The organism is Lysinibacillus sp. GW821-FHT14F06, from assembly GCF_058803665.1.
In genome coordinates this window covers 104,841-124,781 of the sequence record NZ_JBXAPF010000008.1, presented here as the reverse complement: position 1 = coordinate 124,781, position 19,941 = coordinate 104,841, and the positions used below count along the sequence as shown (strand labels likewise).

The window sequence follows — 19,941 nt, the reverse complement described above, 5'->3', positions numbered from 1 at the left end:
GACTGTTAGATGTTTGATTTACCTTTTATTAGTATTGTTTTATCCATTATTTCTGCTCTTCTATCCATTGATTTGAAAGTTCTATCCATCACTTTTTCTCTTTTATCCATTACCACATGAAAAAAAGAGCATCTCTAATCGATACCCTTTTCATTTTTTATTAAATTGCTCTCATTTTTTCTATAAAGGCTGCATATCCGATAAATCCTCGAATGGTTCGTGCTATAGGATCAGGTTTCTCCTTCTCTTCTCGCGTCTCCGCAGATTCTTCTTGTTTTTCTAAAATCTCCTCAAACGATTTAGGTTGAGGTTTAGGCAATTCACTAGAGGAAATTGCTAATGCATTGCCTCCACTATATTCATATAGAAATGCGTTGGCCATTTGACGATAACCCTCAAAATTCGGATGTACATCAGCAATATTTGGTAAAAAACTTGTGGCGTTTAAGCCAAAAGCATCATACACATTTACATAAGTTGCTCCAGCTTGTTCTGCCTGCTGTTGTAAAATTGTATTTAGCTTTATTAGCTGTTTATTTGTACCTTCTTTTTGTGTATCGTGCACATTTGGATAAGCAAAATAATACCCCATCACATAGACCTTTGCTTTAGGTGCACGTACTATTAATTCCTCTAAAATCTCTATCATATTTTTTCTAGCTATATTTAACGCATAATCCGTTTGCATCTGTGAAAAGGTCAAAGTACCAGCAGTCGGATTGACCTGCACAAGACGTAATAAATCATTAGCGCCTGCCGATATTGTAATGAGAGTAGCATCTGCTAATAGGTCGCTTGCTTCCTCAGATTTTATCCGTTTCAGTACATCTGTTGTTGTAAAGCCTGGGAAAGCGAGCTCCTTCGTATAGTTGCTTAATTGCCCAGTCTTGCCCAACCTCATGGCAATAAAATCACTATAGCCGTGATCAATCTCTTGGTAGGGTGTTTGACCAGCTGCCAAGGAATCTCCAATAGCCACGTAATTTTCACTTTGAGCAAAGACAGATGAAACACCAAATACCATTGTCATAATAGCTATACCAAAACTTAGTAAGCGTTTCATCTGCTCAACTCCTTTTCCTTACATCAACAGAATTTAAAAAGCCCAGCTACCTTTGCGGAAAATTGGCTCCACAGTACCATCTGGTAAAATACCGTCAATATCCATCTCTCCACTGCCAATCATAAAATCTTCATGTGTGACAGAAATATTTGCACCTAATGCCTCAAGCTGTCCATTTTCTAAATCTCTTCCACCTTCTAGGCAAGTTGGATATGCCTCACCGATGGCTAAATGGTTCGATGCATTTTCATCAAATAAAGTATTAAAATATAAAATCTCAGAAGCTGAAATTGGAGACTCATGTGGTACTAGCGCTACTTCACCTAAATAGCATGAGCCCTCATCTACCTGAATAAGCTCCTGTAATAAATCATGACCTACCTGTGCCTCAGCCTTGATAATTTTGCCTTCTTCAAATGTCAGTTTAAAGTCATCAATAATATTGCCTTGGTATACTAATGGCTTTGTATTACTTACATAGCCATTTACACCTTGCTTTAATGGTAACGTATATACCTCTTCTGTCGGCATATTCGCAATAAAGACAGTATCATCTGGTGTTTTACTTCCACCAGTAAGCCATTTATGCTGTGGAGCTAAAGCAATTGTTAAATCAGTACCAGGCGCTGTATAGTGAAGCTTTGCATATTTTTTTCGATTAAGCAGCGCTGCACGAGATTCTAAATTTACAACATGTTCACGCCAATTTTCAACTGCATTGCCCTCTCCAATATGGACAGTTTTAAAAATTGCCTCCCATAGAGCTGGCACCTGTTCCTCAGTTGTTAAATTCGGGAAAACCTTCGCTGCCCATTTCGGAGAAGGAACTGCAACAATAGACCATGCGATTAAATCCTTCATCACAGCATTGCGATAATTTTTTAGTGCTGCTCCTGATACTTTTTGATGTGTTGCAAGACGGTCGGCTGGAATACCTGTTAATTTATCTGGATCCGCAGCATCAATCCATAATAAAGCACCCTTGCGTTCGATTAGCTCATCACGCATTTTAACTACCCATTCAGGGAAACGATTGAATTCTTCATCTGAGGCATGCTCGAAATATGCTCGATCCATTACATCATCAGAAAAGTTTACATGAACACGTCCTGCTCCAGCTTTATAAGCCTCTTTCACTACCAAACGAGCAAAATCTAGAGCTTCTACTGAAGTATTGACTAATAAGTATTGCCCTGGCTGAATATTAACACCAACTTTTACTGCAAGCTCTGCATATGCTTGTAATTTTTCTTCAAATGTCATATTAGTTAACCTCGCTTTTGTCCAATTGTTTTTGAATTTCCTTCTACTAGCTTGCCATCATGCCATACTTTTTGTACAGATTTGCCTGGAATTTCTCTTATCCATTTTTTATATGTTTTTTCATCTCGATAAGCTAATAACGTTAATACCTCGCCATCTGCTCCAGCACGTCCTGTACGTCCTGAACGATGTAAGTATTGCTCGATCGTTCTTGGTACATCAACATGAATAACATGTGTTAAACCTGCAATATCTAAACCTCGTGCTGCAATATCTGTAGCAATTAAAATACGTGCTTCTCCTTTACGGAATGCATCTAATGCCTTTTTACGCTCTTCTTTTTTCATGTCAGAATGTAGTGTCACGATTGGTGCAGAACGATATTGCAGCTTCGTTTCTTTCATTAATAATTGGTCGATATTGTTTACAAAAGCTAATGCACGTAACCCTTCTGTATGTGATAAGCGACGTAGGAAATCAGTTTTATCCCGTTCTTCGACCTTGATAAAGGAATGTACTACCTTACCAACCTTCACCATATCCTCAGGCTTTATTTTAAAGCGGATTGGCTCAAACATCATACGACTAGCCACTAACTCAATCTCCTCTGTAATCGTTGCAGAGACAACAACTACTTGTCGCCCATAAGCAGAGCCTTCGATAAAGGATTTTACAACTACACGATATTCTCGACTAAGCAACTGGTCACATTCATCTAGAATAATTGTTTCTATTTCTTTAAGCTTTAATTTTCCTGCTCGTGCTAGTTCATTTAATCGACCAGGCGTTCCAACAACGATTGTCGGTTTTTTCTTTAGCTTTTCAATTTGACGTGCAGCATTTGCGCCACCAATCAATTGCTGAACTGTAATATCTGAGCCTGCTGTCCATTCACGGATAACCTCTACGATTTGCATAGCCAGCTCCTGTGATGGGGCTACAATAAGTCCTTGCGTTTGTTTTTTTGCACCATTTACTTTATTTAATAAAGGAAGCACATAGGCTAAAGTCTTCCCCGATCCTGTTGGCGATTCTGCCACAATATCTTTTCCTTCAAGCATTGCTGGAATCATTTCCTCTTGAATTTTCATCGGTTCTTCAAATTTCCATTTTGCTTGTAATGCTTCATTTAATAAGTTTATTACTGACATGTTATTTCCCACCTTCTATCTGCTTGACACTAGTTTAACACACTAAGCATTATCCTACTTCATATGTACGAAAACCATCTGATAATCGTTTCACTAATTCAGTATGTGATACTGTAACTAAAAAATCTGCACACCTCATGCACGGAATGTAAGCCTCTTGCGCTCCATTGAAGGCTTGGGGCTTACCCGCGAAAAGCGAGCAGATTTTATCTAGTTAATCTACTAATTCATAGCCACATGACAAAATCGCACATTCTGCCAAAACAATTAATGAATCAATATATTTATCATTTAGTTTTAAATCTCTATTCACAATCGATAATTCCGTACAGCCTAAAACAATACGATCACAATTAAGTTCTAGCATAGCCTCTTCTATCGGTTGCCATTCCTCTGCTGAAACATCCTTTCCAGCCTTTACAAAATCGTAAATAATAGACATTACTTTTTCTTTGATTGGCTCATCAGGGACAACAGGCGTAAGACCATATTCCTCTAACGCAGTCTGATACATACGCGATGTTAAAGTGCCAGTTGTTGCTAAAATACCAACACGCTTTGCGCCTAAATCATAGGCACGCTTCGCCGTTTCTCGTATCATATGCAGTACTGGAACTGGAGAGCCTTCCGCAATTTCATCATAAAAGGTATGTGCTGTATTACACGGAATAGCAATCATATTTGCCCCAATTGAAGCAAGCTTTCTTGCATCATCTATTATGACTGGAACAGGATTTTCTTTTGTTTTATCTAAAATAAAGGCTGTACGATCAGGAATATTTGTATCATTATCAATAATTGTATGCAGATGCTCCTGATCCTTCTTTGCCTTTGTACGCCTTACAATCATTTCACCGATAAACATTGTTGCAAGTGGGCCAACGCCACCAATAATACCTAAAGTTTGTTTTTTCATGAGTTAGACAGACCTTTGTTGTTAAAATATTTCTTATATTTTCGATAAAAGCTTAAATTATCGAGCGTTATGTTCAGCCAACGCCTAGCATTCATATCCTTATAATTGAAAATGGAGTCAGTTGCTAGTCCTTGTCGAATCAGGCTCTTTGCCTCAATCACAAGTTGCTCATTTTGAACATATTTAAAAAGTACACCGTTCGGCACAATTGTCCACAGATGCTTGTTTTGCACATAAGTCAACTGTAGCTTGCTACCACGGATAAAATCATCCGCAACGTATTGCATTAAATTATAGCCACTAGCTGTCACATAATAATTTGAAAGCTCATTATGTAATTCAATACTTAATAGCTTATATTGCCCGTCACGTTCATCATACTTCATATCAAACGTGGCAAAGCCCTGAAATTGGATTTCCTCCAAAAATACTTTGACTTGATCCATTAAATCCCTATCATATATCGTCATAATCGCTACATAACGACCTATTCCATCAGGAGAATGCTCCTCTAAAATGGGATTACCGATAGCTAGTAGCTTCGCTTGTCCGTCTTGCCCAACATATGCATTAACGACACGCATATTGGCATCCTCACCTGGAATATATTGCTGTACCATCAGGTCATCTCTATAGGCAGATTCCTTATAAATAGCCTGGAAAATTGCATCCTTTTCCTCATTATCATATGCAATATATACCTTTTTCTTACCTGGAAAAATACATGTAGCATACTTTGTCATATTCATTGGTTTAATGACAACTGGATATTCAAAGGGAATTTCAAATTCCTCATAGTCATTAACTGTACAAACATGCATAGCAGGATACTGAAAGCCAAATTTTGCTGAAAGCTCATACATACTCTCACGCGTTAATAGCTGGCTAGCTAGTGGCGCATCTACATAAGGTATGATAAAAAGCTCTGCTAGCTCCTCTTTATGTTGCACTATTTTTTTTACATAAAACTCATCACAGGCCAACAACAATAGTTTTTTATCAGCAAATTCCTCTGCGATTGCCTGTAAAGCAACTACAAAACGTTCTTCAATATTCAGTCTTGGTATTTCACGAAATGTTAATAAATCACTCTGTTGTATTTTCGCCATATTTGTATGATTTACTGCAAGTGGTTTTACACCATAGGATTCGTAAAATGCTCTAGCCATGCCATAAGCATTCATTTCATCTCCTAATAAAACCGGTAAAAAAGCATGGGTAATAGCCATTCTACTCAACTCACTTTAGCTTTTTTTCTAAGTGTAACATACTGCTACTTCCTGATGCTTCTAAGAAACTATTTATGCACTGCTACAGCTTGTTCTCCTAGCTCTTTATAGCTTTTGAAAAAATGATTGACATTGTATGTAACATAGCCTTTTAATGGGTCCATCACAACTACTTTATCACCTAAATGCCCTGTTAAAACAACTGCATGTAAGTTCATATACGCGTCACGCGGCGTTGTTTCACCTTTATAAATCCAGCCCTTAGTTGATTTTGTTTTAGGCTCTGACAAATCCAATGTAACCCAAGTCACAACAGGTATGCCTTCCCTAACAAGCTGTAAAATTTTGTCCTGTGAGGCTTTACTCATATTTGTAACACGTAAATCTGCCTGTTTATCAGCTATTGCTACCTCTGCAGCTTTAACAATAGGAGCTGCAAAGACATACATACCGTTTGCTTTATCACGAGGATTACCTGCAAATGCCTGATTTGGGTTTGGACCAAACCGCTGCCCGTCTATAGTGTCAATTTTTTGCTTCGGTAAATACGTATCAGCCATTTCAAGCTTTGTAACATTCATACCATAATAATTTAAGACAGCTGTTAACGATGTAATTTCACAGCCATGCGGTAGCTCAGGATTTTGCATAACAACTGGTACATCTAATTCCTGCTCATCTCTTGAAAAATGTGTTTGTAGTCGATAGTACGGCTTTGTTGAATCGTACGTAAAATTTTCAATTGTCGTATATCCATTATTTTCTGTACTATTTTCAAGAGTAGTTGCAGCAATGGCATATTCCTGTCCCTCTTTTAACTTTGAAAAGGTTGCCTCACCCTCATCAGAGCCAATTACATCCTCGACTATTTTTCCAGTCTTCACATCAGTAACCGTTATATAAAGATTCGGGATAGGTGCACCACTATTAAACTCTACCGTTAAAACCGTTAATTCACTTTTTTGTTTTTCCTGCTGCGAAAATTGATTACAGCCTGAAAGTAACATAATGATGATAATACCTATTAGTAAAAAGCGTTTATACCCCGTCCACAAGACAAATTCCGCTCCTATTCTATTTTGAAGACCATCACTTCAAATCTATATTTCAATTTGTCATAGACTCTATTATACGCTAATTTCATAGTCGTTCCTATTCTATCTTTCTTTAATGAACCTGAGCCAAAATGATCAAGGAAATCTTTGTGTTTATTGCAACCTCCTCGCTTTTCTGTAAGGTTTTTATACAAGCTAGCGGAAGCTCAAGGCTACAATAGCTACGTCTTTTTATAGAACCGCAATCCACAGAGATTTCCGTTCCCATTTTACCAATAACAAAATTTAATGCGTACTTACCTTAGGACGCAAGGTATGTTTTAAAACTTTTCCTGAAGCATTACGCGGCAGTTCAGCTAAAAATTCAATCTCATAAGGCACTTTATATTTTGCAAGCTGCTTTCGACAATAGATCAATATGGATTTTTCATCGAGAGCTTTTCCTTCCTTTAATACAACAAATGCCTTTGGTACTTCGCCATACACCTCATGTGGTAGTCCTACAACCGCTGCCTCTAAAATTTCTGGCAACTGATATAAAACCTCTTCTATCTCGATCGGATAAATATTTTCGCCACCACGAATAATCATATCCTTTTTCCGATCAACAATGTAAAGGTAGCCCTCTTCGTCAAAACGACCTAAATCCCCTGATAAGAGCCAGCCATTTCTAATCGTTCTAGCTGTTTCTTCCGCGTTTCGAAGATAGCCCTTCATTACCTGTGGCCCTCTTACACATATTTCTCCTACCTCGCCTGCTGGCACAGATTCTCCAAAGCTATCTACTACACGTACCTCTGTTTGTGTCAATGGCTTTCCTACTGACCCAATTTTTGTTAATGCATCCATATCTAAAAGAGAAGTAGCTGCGGGAGAATTTTCAGTTTGACCATATAGGTTTTGTACCTTGACATTTAGAAATGCTTCTTTCACTTGCTTCACGAGCTCATAAGGCATTGGGGCTGCTCCATAACATAATAAACGTAAATGCTTAAAAGTATGTTCCTTAAAACCAGGTGTATTTAATATCATCGTATACATCGACGGAACACCGAAAAAAATTGTCGCATCAGTTGCGGCAAGCTGCTTTAATGTGTTTGCTGGAGAAAAAGCTTCTTCAATGATAACTGTACCGCCTTGATAAAACATCGGCATTGCAAATACATGAAGCCCTGCACAGTGAAATAAAGGTGTACAAATAAACATTCTATCTTCCTTCGTCATATTCATCGAGGATGACCATATTTCTGCTGTTGAGACAATATTGTGATGTGTTAGCATTACTCCCTTTGGCTTACCTGTCGTCCCAGATGTATACATAACAACTGCTGTATCATCATTCACCAATTTGACAGAACGTCGCTGTCCAGTATAATTCTCTATAATTTTTTCCATTTCCTTAAACCCAACAGCATGCGAAAAAGTATATGAAATATCCGCTAGTATTTCACTTAATCGCTCATCATAAATGAGTCCTTTTGCTTCTGAATGATTAAAAATAAATTCGACTTCTGGAGCCGCTAATTTTGTATTAATCGGCATAACTACAAAACCTGCTAATTGAACTCCGATATACGCAATTAAAAATAGATCGGAATTCAATGTATATAAGGCAATTACATCATCTTTCTTATAACCTTGCTCTTGTAAATAAGCTGCAAAAGTTTCAGCACATTTGAAAAACTCATGATAGGTTAGCCTTTTTCCATCATACAACGTTGCAATCCCTTCAGGTTGTTGCACAGCATGGTTTTGTAAAATATCCGTCATTAGCATTGTCATTATAAGCCCCCCAAATTTTTTATTTTTACCATCTAAACATGTAGAATTACCTCTAAATAACCTTGGTATCACAAAATTTTCAGAAAATTATGTTTTTATTCTAGCAGGCTATTAGAAAGGTGGCAATTTTTCTACCTATTCGAAAATATGAACGACATGCTTCAAAATATACTTAGACATTTTACTTTTCTATCAATTTCTGTTAGGTGTATGATACTTGTACAATATTTTTAAGAAAGGCTTGGTTAAAAATGCAGTACGCACTTTTAGGAGATTTACATTCTAATATAGAAGATACAAGGGCGGTGTTAGCTCATATCCAGCAAACTGCCAAAGATGCTAGAATAATAGGTTTAGGGGATTTATATGAATGTACTGTGAGTAAGAAAAAGGCCCAAAGGGTGTCCGGTTTATCACTTCAAAACGCCGCCATTGTCAATAATGACTTTGAAAATTTACTGACGTTTCCTTCAATTCGTGGTAATCAGGAGGAACGTATTACACGTGTAACAGGCATTGAACGATTTACAAAACTACCTGAAACAATTGAAATTGAAGGGGCAATACTGATGCATGGTCATCAATTTAAATGGAGTGTGTCATGGCAGCCAACATTTCCTTCATTTAAAAAATCACTTCTTTTCTTTGGACATAGCCATGAATCTGGTCTTTATCACGGCAATAAAAAACTACCTATTCGAATCCGCTTTGGACAACCAATCGTATTACAAGACAAGCAATATGGCATTAATGTTGGCTCAGTAGTTGATCATCGCGAGTGGTGTCTCTATGACAGCGAAAAACGAACAGTAACATTTATGTGTGCATCTGTACTTGAAAAGATAAGTGTTTCATAATTGCGTTAGATAATAGAAGGGCTCTCCCGTATAGGGAGGCCCCTTTGTATTAATGTATATATTGTTTTTTCTCGTTCATTAAAATTTGCTTTAGCTCTTTTAGTTTGTCGATGACAATATAGGATTCTTTTGTTATTTCAGTTAAGTAAGTTTCAGCCACTGCTTTATTGCCTCGATTGTACTCCTGAACTGCCTTTTTTGCCAGTTCATGAACATGGATAAATGGACGCTCTAATACAATGTATGCTTGCTCATTACTCAACAGCTTTTTCCCTGTACCATAGTACCATTCCCCAAGTCGAGATTCCTTTGGAGAACCAACATCTTGTTCAGTCATTGTTTCAAAGCCTAGCAATAAATTATAAATTTTCCAGCGCCATAATAAATGGTCAGTAATTGCTAGTTCAATAATATCCTCTTGACTGATGATAAAGTTTTTCGAAATAGTAGATGAACGATATCCATCAATCATTTTACTTAGCTTATAAATCGCAGAACCCATATCAAACACAATCACCTTACTTTTTTGCATACTCTCCGTCATATTACGATTGCGCTCTGAAATTTCCGATGATGATTCTGCCTGTGCTCTAGTTGTTGTCGCAATTTCCTCAAAGCGTATTCCTTGCTGCTGAAGATTTTTATTTAATTCTGTAAGTGTTTGTGAAATTTGCAGTGTATCTGTAACACCTTGATGTAAATCCTGTGAAAATTGATTTGTTAAGTTACTAATATTATTCGTAATAAGTAGCAGCTCCTGAATATCAGTATGAATAGATTTTACCGATGTATTTGTATCATCTGCTAGCTTTCGTACCTCTTCTGCTACTACAGCAAAGCCTTTACCAGCTTCACCTGCACGTGCAGCCTCAATCGAAGCATTCAGTGCCAATAAATTTGTTTGGTCTGCGATTCTTTTAATCAGCTCCATTAGCTTCGCTACACTGTTAACTCGATCAACTAAGCGAATAATATCTCCTTGCATGGACTTATGACCTTCATCTGTTGACTGTAAAATGGAAGAAACTTGCTGCAGTGATTCTAAATCTCCGTTTAATTTTTTTAATGCATGTTTTGTATGAGTGGAGATATCCCCTACAGAAGCTGCTATTTCCTCTATACTTGCATCTAAATCATGCATGGAGTTGTCCACCGCAATGATTTCCTTTTGTTGAATATCTTGAAATTCAATAAGTTCTTTAATGGAGTCTAATTGCGTATTATATGTAATAATCTCGCCTAAGCCATTGACTACTGAGCCTCCCTGAATTTCAATGTATGTCTCAAGAATAATTTGTTGGTCAATCGTTACTAAACTATCATAAGACAGTAATACATCAAGCATTTTATCCTGATCACGGGATAATTCCTTCACAATCAATGGGATAATTAATTGATTTATAAGTGTGTAAGCAGAAATCATCCAGTTTGGCAAAACACCAATTCGTGCATGAACATAAGCAATTTTCCGTCTTTTAAATACATAGTCTAAGTCCAGCTCATCATCAAACAAGCTGATAAAATGGTTGTCGAATAAGCCTTTTAAGCGTTCCACAGTTGAATGTGTATTGATGACATGATTAAATTCGGGTATTTCTAGTAATCGATCGTAAAAATTATCTAATATTTCCTTTCTATTATTTTCGTAAATTTTTCTTAAGAAGCTTACAGATTCTCTTCTAATTCTAGATAATGCGAGGAAATCTAGTTTTTCTTTAAAACGCTCATTTGCCTCAATGTCTGAATTTTTTTCAGCTGAAAAATAATCATAATCTAGATTAATTTTCTTCCTTTTGAACATAATGGTCCACTCCCTTAATGTTAAATACAATTATCACAATCTATAATTCGTTAAACTTTCTTTTTAATTTTTATCCATGACTTGGCACCTTTTCATCCATTAGCAATTATCATAATTATGAATGAAAATTAGCATATACATTTTACCAATAATACAAAAACAAGCATAGAATCTCTATAAATTCTTTACACTTTCTTATTCTTTTGTACACCTTATTGACAATTTCATTTTGTCATATCTATATAATATTCAACAAAAAACGCCAAAATCTTCTTTTGATTTTAGCGTTTTTTTCGACAGGGCTTATTTTGCGATAAAGCTAGCAATTTTCACAATCCTTTAAAGCATCTAGAAGTTTTTCCATATCGCAAATCTGCTGGCACATTGTATCAATCATACATCGCAGGATTGGTATTAACTCTTGGCAAATACAGAATCTTAACACATTCTGTGCCAGTCGAACCCCACCTTGGTGATGAACAATCATTTCTCTTAGATAATTGATATTAATATTATTAGAGACTGGTGGTGCGCACATTGCCTGGAACATCACTTCGGTAATTTCTTTATAGGCACACATATATTCATACAATTCATACTCCGAGTTTTGGACGATACAGCATCTATTTTGTATTGCTTCCAAACATTCTAACGTCTCTGTACTTGTATTAATAATTTCTAATGCGAGATTTTGAACAGGTATATTTGTTGTATAGCGTAAAACATTTTCTGACATTTTAATGGCAGCTACTTGATGTGGGATAATTTGTTTAATAAAATTTTCAGAAATACTACATGTAATGGTCACATAGGTCATACCCTGCATCATCTTATCGAGGATTCGTTTATATTCCTCTAAATACGCCTTCGTTACATTACTGAGTTCAATTGATTTAGTCATTAGACACACTCCTTTCAGAGTAATGTATGCCTGAAAGGTTGATGTGTGGTAGACAATTGTACCAATGAATAATCATTAGTTTCTTCTTACAATATGTTTTTATTATTTTATCGTGTCAGGAGTATAGTATGGCTCATTGGACGTTTTTGCTACACTTCTCTACATTACGCCCAAACTTATTTTGTATTTTTATATGTATCTAAACAATTTTGACAAATGCATTTGCGTAAATCCTGTGGCACTTTTTGAAAGATTTCTTCAGGAAAATTCACTGTCATGCACCAACAATCATTTTGTCCTTTGATTACACCACAATGATTATCTTCTCCACATAACGGACAATTGTTTTTCTCTACTGTCATTGGGCAAAACACCTCCTAGTCATTACTCTAAATAATAGCAAAAGAGGAGTACATAGATATATACCCCTCTAGAATTAGCTTATTGCTTTTTTCCCTGAATCTGCTGCTTTACCTCTGTTACGTCTGTATCACTATACATGGCTGTACCGTGCCCGCCATTTTGTGCTAAAAGTTTTTTTACCTCATTGTACGATAAGCCTGCCTCTGCATTTTTTCTCTTGACGTCATTAATATCGGTACCAGCAGCAGTATACTGGGCTTCATTTTGATTATTCATGACTTTTATAACCTCCTATAATTCATCAGGCTGCAGTTCAATTAGTTCGTCACCTTCACGTTGCACTCTTTTATTTAGTTCTTCAATCGGTATAGCGTCTACCGTTTGCATATCTTCGTGCAAATCAAAAATGCTAATCCTATCTGAATCAACCATATCAGGCTTATCCTTACTTGCTAAATTCATAAACATCTTTTTTTCATGTGGTAAATTGTCTTTATCCATTATTCACACTCCTTTACACTAATGTGTGTAATGGCGAGTATATTATGTGTTTTTCATTTTTACACTTTTATCAACGCGGTGATATTCAGAAATTTGAATAACTCTCACATGCTTTGTATGCAGTTCATGATATATTCCTCTACTATCTGTAAAGGATATATATTGTTCTCGTTCGCTTCGTACCAATGCCTCTGCCTTTTCCTGAGACTCAATATGAATAAATCTCCTGACATAATGCATTTCATCAAAGAAATACGTTATTTTAAACTCTTTCATTTAGGCTATAGCTCCTTGATTACTGGATTTACTGCTTATCATATCCCATTATGTATTACTTTATCGGATTTTTTCATACCTTTAGCATATCTTATAGTAAAACAATAGGAGGTGATGTCATTGATCCATACAGTGAAAGCAGGAGAAACATTGCCTCAAATAGCACGAGATTATCGCACACCACTTTCATCTATCATTGTTGCTAATCCAGGAATCAATCCAAATTCACTTTATATCGGGCAGCAACTAATGATCCCTGGTTTCCCTAATCCCAATACAATTCCTTATAAAATTGAAATTTCCACAGATAATCGCTGGCTTCGATTATATAAAAATGATGTTCTGCAAAAACAGTATCCCATTGCAGTTGGTAGAATGCTACATAATACGCCGATTGGTAATTTTATTATCATCAATAAGGCCCCAAACCCTGGTGGTCCCTTCGGCACAATGTGGATGAGTCTCTCTAAGGAGCATTACGGCATTCATGGAACCAATGATCCCAGCTCTATCGGGCATGCCGTATCACATGGCTGTATTCGTATGCATAATCAGGATGTTGAGGAGCTAGCGAGCATTATTCCAATTGGCACGAGTGTATTTATACATCCTTAGAAAATTAAAAGGCTATCTCCTCTTCGTAGTCAGATAGCCTCCTTATTAGTTATTCTACCTCTCTAGATTGAGCTAGCTTCGATAAATAATATTGCTCTTCTCTCAGCATATGGTCCGCCATAAGTGCTGTAAACGTTCCTAATACTTCTGCACTTAATTCCATTTCCTCTAACTCACGTAAAAAAGTTTTAAATAAGGTCATTTCTAGCTCTACTTCTTTATTAAAGCGATTTAATGCGGGGAATGTTTCTATATTTGAACGTAAATAACCTGTAAGCTCAACTGCTTTTAAATAAAATTGTTCGAAATGCTGGGTAAATTCATGGCTTTTTTGCTTCAATCTTTTTTCCACCCCATCCAAATCATCATTTATGATTCCTGCATGTCCTGATGCATCTAAAAGCCAGAGTAAATGATGATGCAGTTCATGAAAAATAGGGGGAACTTCTCCTTTCTTGAGATAGCTGAGTACAATTTGATATTCCTCTAATTCATTGACCATGTGATTAATAAAGGTTGGGGGTAGATGAATATTAATATTTCCTACTAATTGCTTTCTGAGGATATAAAATTTAAATTGCTTTAGTTGCTCTACTGTTTCATCAACAGTAACTGAAAAGGATACCGCATTATTAGCATCTATTGAATTCACATAAGCAAGTAGTTGTGTAAATTGTTGAATAAATGAACTCGCTTTTTTAATTTCCTCTGTTTCCGATGGATATAATGAATCATGAATGAATTGCGAATGATCTTTCAGTATTCTCAGCCAAAACCTATGCTCAAATACTGCATGCTGTAAGTAATTCGACAAGCAGCTACATCTCCTTTATTCTGTTCGTTGTTCTATTCTATTCTTCTTAAAAATCTAATATTAATAATCGGATAAAAGTTAGTCCCTCAAATTGTGTTTCGTATAGGATGAAACGCTTATAGCTATACTACATAATGCTGAAGCAACAAAAAGAATTGGGAGGGATTCGCTTGTCCATAAAAAACAATATATTATCTATTTTTGCTTTAGGTGGCATTAATGAGATTGGTAAAAATATGTATGTAGTACAATATGGAGACGATATACTGATCATTGACTGTGGTGCAAAGTTTCCAGATGAAAGCTTGCTGGGAATTGATTTAATCATCCCTGATATTACGTATTTACAGGAGAATAAAGAAAAAATTAAAGCATTAATTGTGACTCATGGACATGAGGATCATATAGGTGGAATTCCTTACTTTCTAAAAAAGGCAAATGTTCCTATTTATGCTACACGATTTACGCTTGGATTAATCGAATTAAAGCTAAAAGAGCATAAGCTTTTACGAGAAACTGATTTAATAGAAATCCACTCTGATTCATCATTAAACTTTGGACAAGTTGATGTTAGTTTCTTCCGAACAAATCACAGTATACCTGATTGTCTAGGAATCGTTTTCCATACTCCTGAAGGCAATATAGTACACACTGGTGATTTTAAATTTGATTTAACACCTGTCAATAATCAGTTTGCAGATATTCATAAGATGGCTGAAATCGGCACAAATGGCGTATTGGCACTTATTTCTGAAAGTACTAATGCAGAAAGACCTGGGTTAACACCATCAGAAAGGCTTGTCGGTGATCATATTGAAGAAGCATTTTTACATGCCGAGCGAAAAATTATTATTTCAACGTTTGCCTCAAATGTGAATCGTATTCAACAAATTGTCAATGCTACTATCGCTACGGATAGAAAGCTTGCATTGCTAGGCCGCAGTATGGTGAATGTGGTGGACGTAGCACTTGAGCGAGGCTATTTAAACATACCAGAGGATATGTTAATCGACGCACGGGAAGTAAAATATCTCTCTCCTGAGGAAGTAGTTGTGCTATGTACTGGTAGTCAAGGGGAGCCATTAGCAGCTCTATCACGACTAGCAAATGGTAATCATCGCGAGGTGAAAATCTTACCTGATGACACCGTTATTTTAGCTTCATCCCCTATCCCAGGAAATGAGAAGGGTGTTTCACGCATTGTCGATAATTTATTTCAGCTTGGTGCAAAGGTTATTTATGGCTCCTCCAGCCATACAGGCATGCATGTTTCAGGACATGGCTATCAGGAGGATTTAAAGTTAATGCTCACTTTAATGAAGCCAAAATTTTTCATTCCCATTCATGGGGAGTTCCGAATGTTACACCAGCATCGCTTACTTGCAGAATCTGTTGGTGTCAAAAGAGGACATACCTTTATTATGAAAAATGGAGATGTTGTTGATATTGAAAATACAATGGCTAGGCAAACTCGAAAAATTCCATCTGGAGACACGTATGTAGACGGCATAGGTATAGGTGAAGTAGAGGGTATTGTCCTACGTGATCGTAAACAGCTTTCAGAAGATGGTATGTTAGTCATCGTTTTAACACTTAGTAAGACTGATGGAACATTTATTTCAGAACCTGATACCATTTCACGAGGTTTTGTTTATGCGAAGAATTTTGAGGAGCTTTTGACAAAAGTAAATTTTCTTGTGAAAGAAACAGTTAATGAACTACAGGAAGAAAGTAGACAGCAAATTCATGTCTTAAAAAGAGAAATTAAACGCGCTGTTGGCCAATATCTTTTTACACAAACAAAAAGAAAACCAATGATACTACCTATTATTATTGATATATAAAAGTCGGTGCGAGGGTTCGCCTTCTCTCGCACCCACTCAATTACCTTACTGAATGCTTAATGTTTTAAAGAAATCTGTCCCCTGTATATCCTTGATTAATTCGCCCTTAAAAATTTTATATAACAAAAGATTGTAAAGATGCTGCCCCTGATTAAAACCATGATATACATTTTTTACGTGCCCTTCTATAGGCGAGGTAAGATGATGAAAATACTGTGGTAGTCCATCTATTTTTGTCAATAGAAATTCTTTATTTTTTATTATATGCTGCACTGTATTTAAAATTTGTACCATACCATACTGAACCTCTATTATTGGAACATTGAGGGAAATTTGATATAGATGGTACCATTCTTTATTTGCTTGATACCAGTTTAGAAAATGGTATAAATAATCGCTTAAAATAATCCTTTCATCTGGAATAATCGCTACGAGATCATGGGCAATCCATACTTCATCTTCACACTGATACACATGTTTATTGCTAGCATTTAAATTAGCCTTCGTAAGTATGATAGTTTTTGCGGGTACTGTTGTACACTTAAAATATTTTTCATATGTACAATTAATTTTTGGTATTTCATCCATTTTACCATCTAGTATTAGCTGCTTTAAGTATTTAGCAGAAATGAAGGGATACCCTCTTTTGGAGAAATATTTCTTCTTCGGTACTATTTCACCAGTCTCTATTATAGCTACCTCATCTAATCGATAACATTTAACCATGCTTGAATCCTCCAATCTAACATACATTGAAACTCATTTTTCACATACCACTTGCCTTAATAGAGTTTCCTTTTATCAATTGTACCATTTTAACGTAACTTTATCTCTATTATACCACTATAATAGTATATGCATTTTTAAGGTTTTTCACTAGCTTTTTACATAGAGGTGATTCATATGTCAGACTTTTTAAAGCTAGTAGGTGAACAACTCCGTATTATTAGAGTATCCAAAGGACTTAGTCAGGAAGAAGTAGCAGAAAGAACGGGAAAATTAGGTTTTAGCAAAGGTAGAGTTTCAAATATTGAACATGGGCAATCGAATATTACATTGAGTACTTTAGAAACACTAATGAAAGCGTTAGATATTGCCCCTGAGGAACTTTTTAATTTTCAAAAATTATCTGGCGTTACTGATATCGAAGAAAAGAACCTCATGCTTGATATACATCGTTCATTATTAAGGGAGCGTAATTTAAACGAGGTAAAATACGTAGTACGCATTACGAAGGATTTTTTAGATACGATTGATTCACAATCAAAGAAAAACAGCTCCAATGGTCAATAACATTGGGGCTGTTTTAACAATAAGGTTACAAATTCTTTTTTGAATTTTCTTGATACACTGCCTTAATGCGATTAATATCTACCTCATATTTATTTTCATACTTTCTAGCAATATTTTGTATTGGCTCCTTAGGTCCATAATAAATAGTATTAAAATCATCATTACTGTATTGCACAACAAAAATTTCATCAAATGCGTTAAATGTATTCTGATTTAAGGTAATAAAACCTGTGCTTTGTGCTGTCGTTTTTACACTAATTTTTTTTCCATTACTGATGACATCAAACCCATGTTGATTCGTCTGTTTAGAAAGACTGCCCTTCGTAACGATTGCACATAAAAATTCACCAATTCGTCCAATTAAATGACGTAATTCTGTAGGTTTACAGCCAAGGAGACTCATTTCATACTTTAGTATCTCGTTATAATCCTCATATAATTTAACGATTTGACTAGTACTAATAATATTTAATGACTCAGGTGTAGTATCAATGTTAATAGGTTTATCATATAGAACCTTTACACCGTTTCGCCACTCTCCAACAATTAGTTCACCATTCTGTTTTTGTGGCTTATGAAATATAAGGCCAGTATATGCAAAATTTTCTCCTATGTATTTGTATGTGCTTTTTGTAATGTATTGAAATAAATGCTTTTGGAAAAGAATTCCTTTGTTATACCGATTGTAACAATAGTCCGATAAAATAACACTTCCTGGATTTGTATTGAACTTTCGTTGTAACTCTTCTTTTACTTGTGCAGTTGTTACGATTTGATTCACTTTATCCGCCAATAATTCTTTAATTTGCTCATAGATGGTCATAGCCAAGATTGCCTCCTTTTTTTCTAAATCCTCTTTATTTTATCAAAAGGCATACCCTTATTTTGTCCATATAAAAAAATCCATTTAGCTAAAGCCAAATGAATTTAATGTTGTAAAAAATATTATGTCAATGAAATAACGAAGCCTAAATAATAAAGGTTTATATCAAAATGGAATAGCAGCGGCTCATCGCACACCCATAGGAAAGCAAGCTATGACGAATACTATTAAATAGAAAAAGCCTTCTACCTAGCACAAATATAAATCAATCATGGACATATTATTAATTCAGCAATCTCCAACCTCAAAACAAAGATTTCCTTATGTATTCGACAAAACAAACACCAAGGATTTACTTTTAGCCGAACGGAAATCTTCTTCAGCTTGCATTTTAAAGATTTTATTCCATACCAAACTTTTGACGATAGCCGCATTTTCTACAAAGCTCCTCGACCGCTTCTCTTCTTGAAAAACCATCTACAATATTATTTGCACGCTCTCCTTCTACAATTTCACCAAAGGATTTCTCATGCACATTTCCTAAATTAATGACACCCTCACCATCTAGACAGCATGGCACAACAGTACCATCCACTAAAATAGCTGCTTGACTTCGAAGAGCATGGCAAAAACCTTTGCCTTCATCCTCAGGGGCAAGTAAGCTTGGCCACCTGAATTCATGATCCTGATTTAAATAAATATTAGGTGCAATTTTTACACCTTTACCAGGCTGCACTTTTTCTTCAATGCGATAGTCCAGACTATATTCGTTCTCAAGAATTTCCAGTGTTTCACGATTTCTGCGGGCAGCGACATCAGTGATATGATCCTTTTGTAAATTCCATAAACGATAGGAAATAATTGTATTGTATTCTCGCGCAGCACGAACGAAATCTAAGATATCTCCCAAGTATTTTTCACGATTTTCTGACCCCTCATGTCCATCAAAGCTATGTAAAGAGAAATTGATTTGACGTAAGGCTGGCTTTCCTAGTAGCTTTTCCCGATTCTTTTTAATCAGCGTACCATTTGTTGTAATATTCACTTTAAAACCTTTTGCATGTGCAGCATCAAGTAGCTGGTCAATACGTGGATGTAACAGAGGCTCACCCTTTACATGCAAATAAATATATTTTGTGTGCGGACGTATTTCATCCAGTATGTTATTAAATTGTTCTACTTTTATCAGGCCCTTTGCGCGGGCAGTTGGTGGACAAAAGCTACAGGCTAAATTACAGACACTTGTTATCTCTATATAAACCTTTTTAAATGTTCTCAAAGTTGATTCACCGTTCCAGTTCTTTAAATATTCAAATCCTATTTATTTTAACAAATTTATATGATAAAGAGCAGCTTTCAGTATTTTCTTATCCTTCGTTTTTTATTCATTGTAT

At 35.9% G+C, this 19,941-nt stretch carries 21 protein-coding genes; 4 read left to right on the top strand and 17 right to left on the bottom strand.

From position 1 onward, the window contains the following. Positions 1–160: 160 nt before the first annotated feature. The 7 genes from AC1RNS_RS10085 to AC1RNS_RS10055 form a co-directional block, all read right to left on the bottom strand. Positions 161–1,063, bottom strand: a complete 903-nt coding sequence (locus tag AC1RNS_RS10085; protein ID WP_492992328.1) for an SGNH/GDSL hydrolase family protein — start codon at positions 1,061–1,063, stop codon at positions 161–163. Positions 1,064–1,096: 33 nt separating this feature from the next. Next, complete coding sequence (locus AC1RNS_RS10080; protein WP_492992326.1) at positions 1,097–2,326, bottom strand: aminopeptidase; 1,230 nt, start codon at positions 2,324–2,326, stop codon at positions 1,097–1,099. Between the two features lie 5 nt (positions 2,327–2,331). After that, positions 2,332–3,477 (bottom strand): DEAD/DEAH box helicase, encoded by a 1,146-nt coding sequence (locus AC1RNS_RS10075; protein ID WP_492992324.1) that lies wholly within the window; start codon positions 3,475–3,477, stop codon positions 2,332–2,334. Between the two features lie 214 nt (positions 3,478–3,691). After that, positions 3,692–4,393, bottom strand: coding sequence for a cysteate racemase (gene cuyB / locus AC1RNS_RS10070; RefSeq protein WP_492992323.1), 702 nt, complete (start codon positions 4,391–4,393; stop codon positions 3,692–3,694). Next, entirely contained in the window at positions 4,390–5,622 is a 1,233-nt protein-coding gene (locus tag AC1RNS_RS10065) for a carboxylate--amine ligase (RefSeq protein ID WP_492992321.1), read from the bottom strand. The genes cuyB and AC1RNS_RS10065 overlap by 4 nt, the downstream gene beginning before the upstream one ends. A 68-nt stretch (positions 5,623–5,690) precedes the next feature. After that, the gene (locus AC1RNS_RS10060) at positions 5,691–6,677 is read right to left on the bottom strand and encodes a C39 family peptidase (protein WP_492992320.1); all 987 of its coding nucleotides are present in this window, start codon (positions 6,675–6,677) and stop codon (positions 5,691–5,693) included. Between the two features lie 285 nt (positions 6,678–6,962). After that, positions 6,963–8,459, bottom strand: coding sequence for a class I adenylate-forming enzyme family protein (locus AC1RNS_RS10055; RefSeq protein ID WP_492992318.1), 1,497 nt, complete (start codon positions 8,457–8,459; stop codon positions 6,963–6,965). A gap of 251 nt (positions 8,460–8,710) precedes the next feature. Between AC1RNS_RS10055 and AC1RNS_RS10050 the strand changes: the two genes are divergently transcribed. Then, complete coding sequence (locus AC1RNS_RS10050) at positions 8,711–9,316, top strand: metallophosphoesterase family protein (RefSeq protein ID WP_492992317.1); 606 nt, start codon at positions 8,711–8,713, stop codon at positions 9,314–9,316. Between the two features lie 49 nt (positions 9,317–9,365). Here the strand turns inward: AC1RNS_RS10050 and AC1RNS_RS10045 are convergent, their stop codons facing one another. The 6 genes from AC1RNS_RS10045 to AC1RNS_RS10020 all read right to left on the bottom strand — a co-directional run bounded on the left by AC1RNS_RS10045 (position 9,366) and on the right by AC1RNS_RS10020 (position 13,158). Then, the gene (locus tag AC1RNS_RS10045; protein WP_492992315.1) at positions 9,366–11,117 is read right to left on the bottom strand and encodes a protoglobin domain-containing protein; all 1,752 of its coding nucleotides are present in this window, start codon (positions 11,115–11,117) and stop codon (positions 9,366–9,368) included. Positions 11,118–11,436: 319 nt separating this feature from the next. Beyond that, the gene (locus AC1RNS_RS10040; protein ID WP_492992314.1) at positions 11,437–12,018 is read right to left on the bottom strand and encodes a DUF305 domain-containing protein; all 582 of its coding nucleotides are present in this window, start codon (positions 12,016–12,018) and stop codon (positions 11,437–11,439) included. Between the two features lie 176 nt (positions 12,019–12,194). Beyond that, the gene (locus AC1RNS_RS10035) at positions 12,195–12,380 is read right to left on the bottom strand and encodes a cysteine-rich CWC family protein (protein ID WP_492992312.1); all 186 of its coding nucleotides are present in this window, start codon (positions 12,378–12,380) and stop codon (positions 12,195–12,197) included. A 79-nt stretch (positions 12,381–12,459) separates the two neighbouring features. Continuing rightward, entirely contained in the window at positions 12,460–12,657 is a 198-nt protein-coding gene (locus AC1RNS_RS10030; protein ID WP_492992311.1) for a gamma-type small acid-soluble spore protein, read from the bottom strand. A gap of 15 nt (positions 12,658–12,672) precedes the next feature. Next, a complete protein-coding gene (locus AC1RNS_RS10025) occupies positions 12,673–12,882 on the bottom strand; it encodes a YczO family protein (RefSeq protein WP_492992310.1) in 210 nt (69 codons plus the stop codon). A 42-nt stretch (positions 12,883–12,924) separates the two neighbouring features. Continuing rightward, positions 12,925–13,158, bottom strand: coding sequence for a hypothetical protein (locus tag AC1RNS_RS10020; RefSeq protein ID WP_492992308.1), 234 nt, complete (start codon positions 13,156–13,158; stop codon positions 12,925–12,927). Between the two features lie 120 nt (positions 13,159–13,278). Between AC1RNS_RS10020 and AC1RNS_RS10015 the strand changes: the two genes are divergently transcribed. Beyond that, positions 13,279–13,773, top strand: a complete 495-nt coding sequence (locus tag AC1RNS_RS10015) for a L,D-transpeptidase family protein (protein ID WP_492992307.1) — start codon at positions 13,279–13,281, stop codon at positions 13,771–13,773. A 49-nt stretch (positions 13,774–13,822) separates the two neighbouring features. Here AC1RNS_RS10015 and AC1RNS_RS10010 read toward each other — a convergent pair whose 3' ends face one another. Beyond that, positions 13,823–14,587: a DUF2935 domain-containing protein gene (locus AC1RNS_RS10010; RefSeq protein ID WP_492992305.1), complete on the bottom strand. Its 765-nt coding sequence runs from the start codon at positions 14,585–14,587 to the stop codon at positions 13,823–13,825. Positions 14,588–14,757: 170 nt separating this feature from the next. Here AC1RNS_RS10010 and AC1RNS_RS10005 point away from each other — a divergent pair, with 170 nt between their 5' ends. After that, positions 14,758–16,431, top strand: coding sequence for a ribonuclease J (locus tag AC1RNS_RS10005; protein ID WP_492992304.1), 1,674 nt, complete (start codon positions 14,758–14,760; stop codon positions 16,429–16,431). Positions 16,432–16,476: 45 nt separating this feature from the next. Here the strand turns inward: AC1RNS_RS10005 and AC1RNS_RS10000 are convergent, their stop codons facing one another. Continuing rightward, complete coding sequence (locus AC1RNS_RS10000) at positions 16,477–17,157, bottom strand: restriction endonuclease subunit S (protein ID WP_492992303.1); 681 nt, start codon at positions 17,155–17,157, stop codon at positions 16,477–16,479. A 177-nt stretch (positions 17,158–17,334) separates the two neighbouring features. Here AC1RNS_RS10000 and AC1RNS_RS09995 point away from each other — a divergent pair, with 177 nt between their 5' ends. Then, entirely contained in the window at positions 17,335–17,724 is a 390-nt protein-coding gene (locus AC1RNS_RS09995) for a helix-turn-helix domain-containing protein (RefSeq protein WP_492992301.1), read from the top strand. Positions 17,725–17,749: 25 nt separating this feature from the next. Here AC1RNS_RS09995 and AC1RNS_RS09990 read toward each other — a convergent pair whose 3' ends face one another. Both AC1RNS_RS09990 and AC1RNS_RS09985 read right to left on the bottom strand, forming a co-directional pair. Then, entirely contained in the window at positions 17,750–18,547 is a 798-nt protein-coding gene (locus AC1RNS_RS09990) for a DUF7225 domain-containing protein (RefSeq protein WP_492992300.1), read from the bottom strand. 400 nt (positions 18,548–18,947) lie between these two features. Further along, on the bottom strand, positions 18,948–19,826 hold the full coding sequence (locus AC1RNS_RS09985) for a radical SAM/SPASM domain-containing protein (RefSeq protein ID WP_492992298.1): 879 nt from the start codon (positions 19,824–19,826) through the stop codon (positions 18,948–18,950). Positions 19,827–19,941: the final 115 nt, after the last annotated feature.

Bases quoted from the DNA above. Each gene is read 5' to 3' on its own strand.
- AC1RNS_RS10085 (WP_492992328.1), bottom strand. From the start codon at position 1,063: ATGAAACGCTTACTAAGTTTTGGTATAGCTATTATGACAATGGTATTT.
- AC1RNS_RS10080 (WP_492992326.1), bottom strand. From the start codon at position 2,326: ATGACATTTGAAGAAAAATTACAAGCATATGCAGAGCTTGCAGTAAAA.
- AC1RNS_RS10075 (WP_492992324.1), bottom strand. From the start codon at position 3,477: ATGTCAGTAATAAACTTATTAAATGAAGCATTACAAGCAAAATGGAAA.
- cuyB (WP_492992323.1), bottom strand. From the start codon at position 4,393: ATGAAAAAACAAACTTTAGGTATTATTGGTGGCGTTGGCCCACTTGCA.
- AC1RNS_RS10065 (WP_492992321.1), bottom strand. From the start codon at position 5,622: ATGGCTATTACCCATGCTTTTTTACCGGTTTTATTAGGAGATGAAATG.
- AC1RNS_RS10055 (WP_492992318.1), bottom strand. From the start codon at position 8,459: ATGACAATGCTAATGACGGATATTTTACAAAACCATGCTGTGCAACAA.
- AC1RNS_RS10050 (WP_492992317.1), top strand. From the start codon at position 8,711: ATGCAGTACGCACTTTTAGGAGATTTACATTCTAATATAGAAGATACA.
- AC1RNS_RS10045 (WP_492992315.1), bottom strand. From the start codon at position 11,117: ATGTTCAAAAGGAAGAAAATTAATCTAGATTATGATTATTTTTCAGCT.
- AC1RNS_RS10040 (WP_492992314.1), bottom strand. From the start codon at position 12,018: ATGACTAAATCAATTGAACTCAGTAATGTAACGAAGGCGTATTTAGAG.
- AC1RNS_RS10035 (WP_492992312.1), bottom strand. From the start codon at position 12,380: ATGACAGTAGAGAAAAACAATTGTCCGTTATGTGGAGAAGATAATCAT.
- AC1RNS_RS10030 (WP_492992311.1), bottom strand. From the start codon at position 12,657: ATGAATAATCAAAATGAAGCCCAGTATACTGCTGCTGGTACCGATATT.
- AC1RNS_RS10025 (WP_492992310.1), bottom strand. From the start codon at position 12,882: ATGGATAAAGACAATTTACCACATGAAAAAAAGATGTTTATGAATTTA.
- AC1RNS_RS10020 (WP_492992308.1), bottom strand. From the start codon at position 13,158: ATGAAAGAGTTTAAAATAACGTATTTCTTTGATGAAATGCATTATGTC.
- AC1RNS_RS10000 (WP_492992303.1), bottom strand. From the start codon at position 17,157: ATGGTTAAATGTTATCGATTAGATGAGGTAGCTATAATAGAGACTGGT.
- AC1RNS_RS09995 (WP_492992301.1), top strand. From the start codon at position 17,335: ATGTCAGACTTTTTAAAGCTAGTAGGTGAACAACTCCGTATTATTAGA.
- AC1RNS_RS09990 (WP_492992300.1), bottom strand. From the start codon at position 18,547: ATGACCATCTATGAGCAAATTAAAGAATTATTGGCGGATAAAGTGAAT.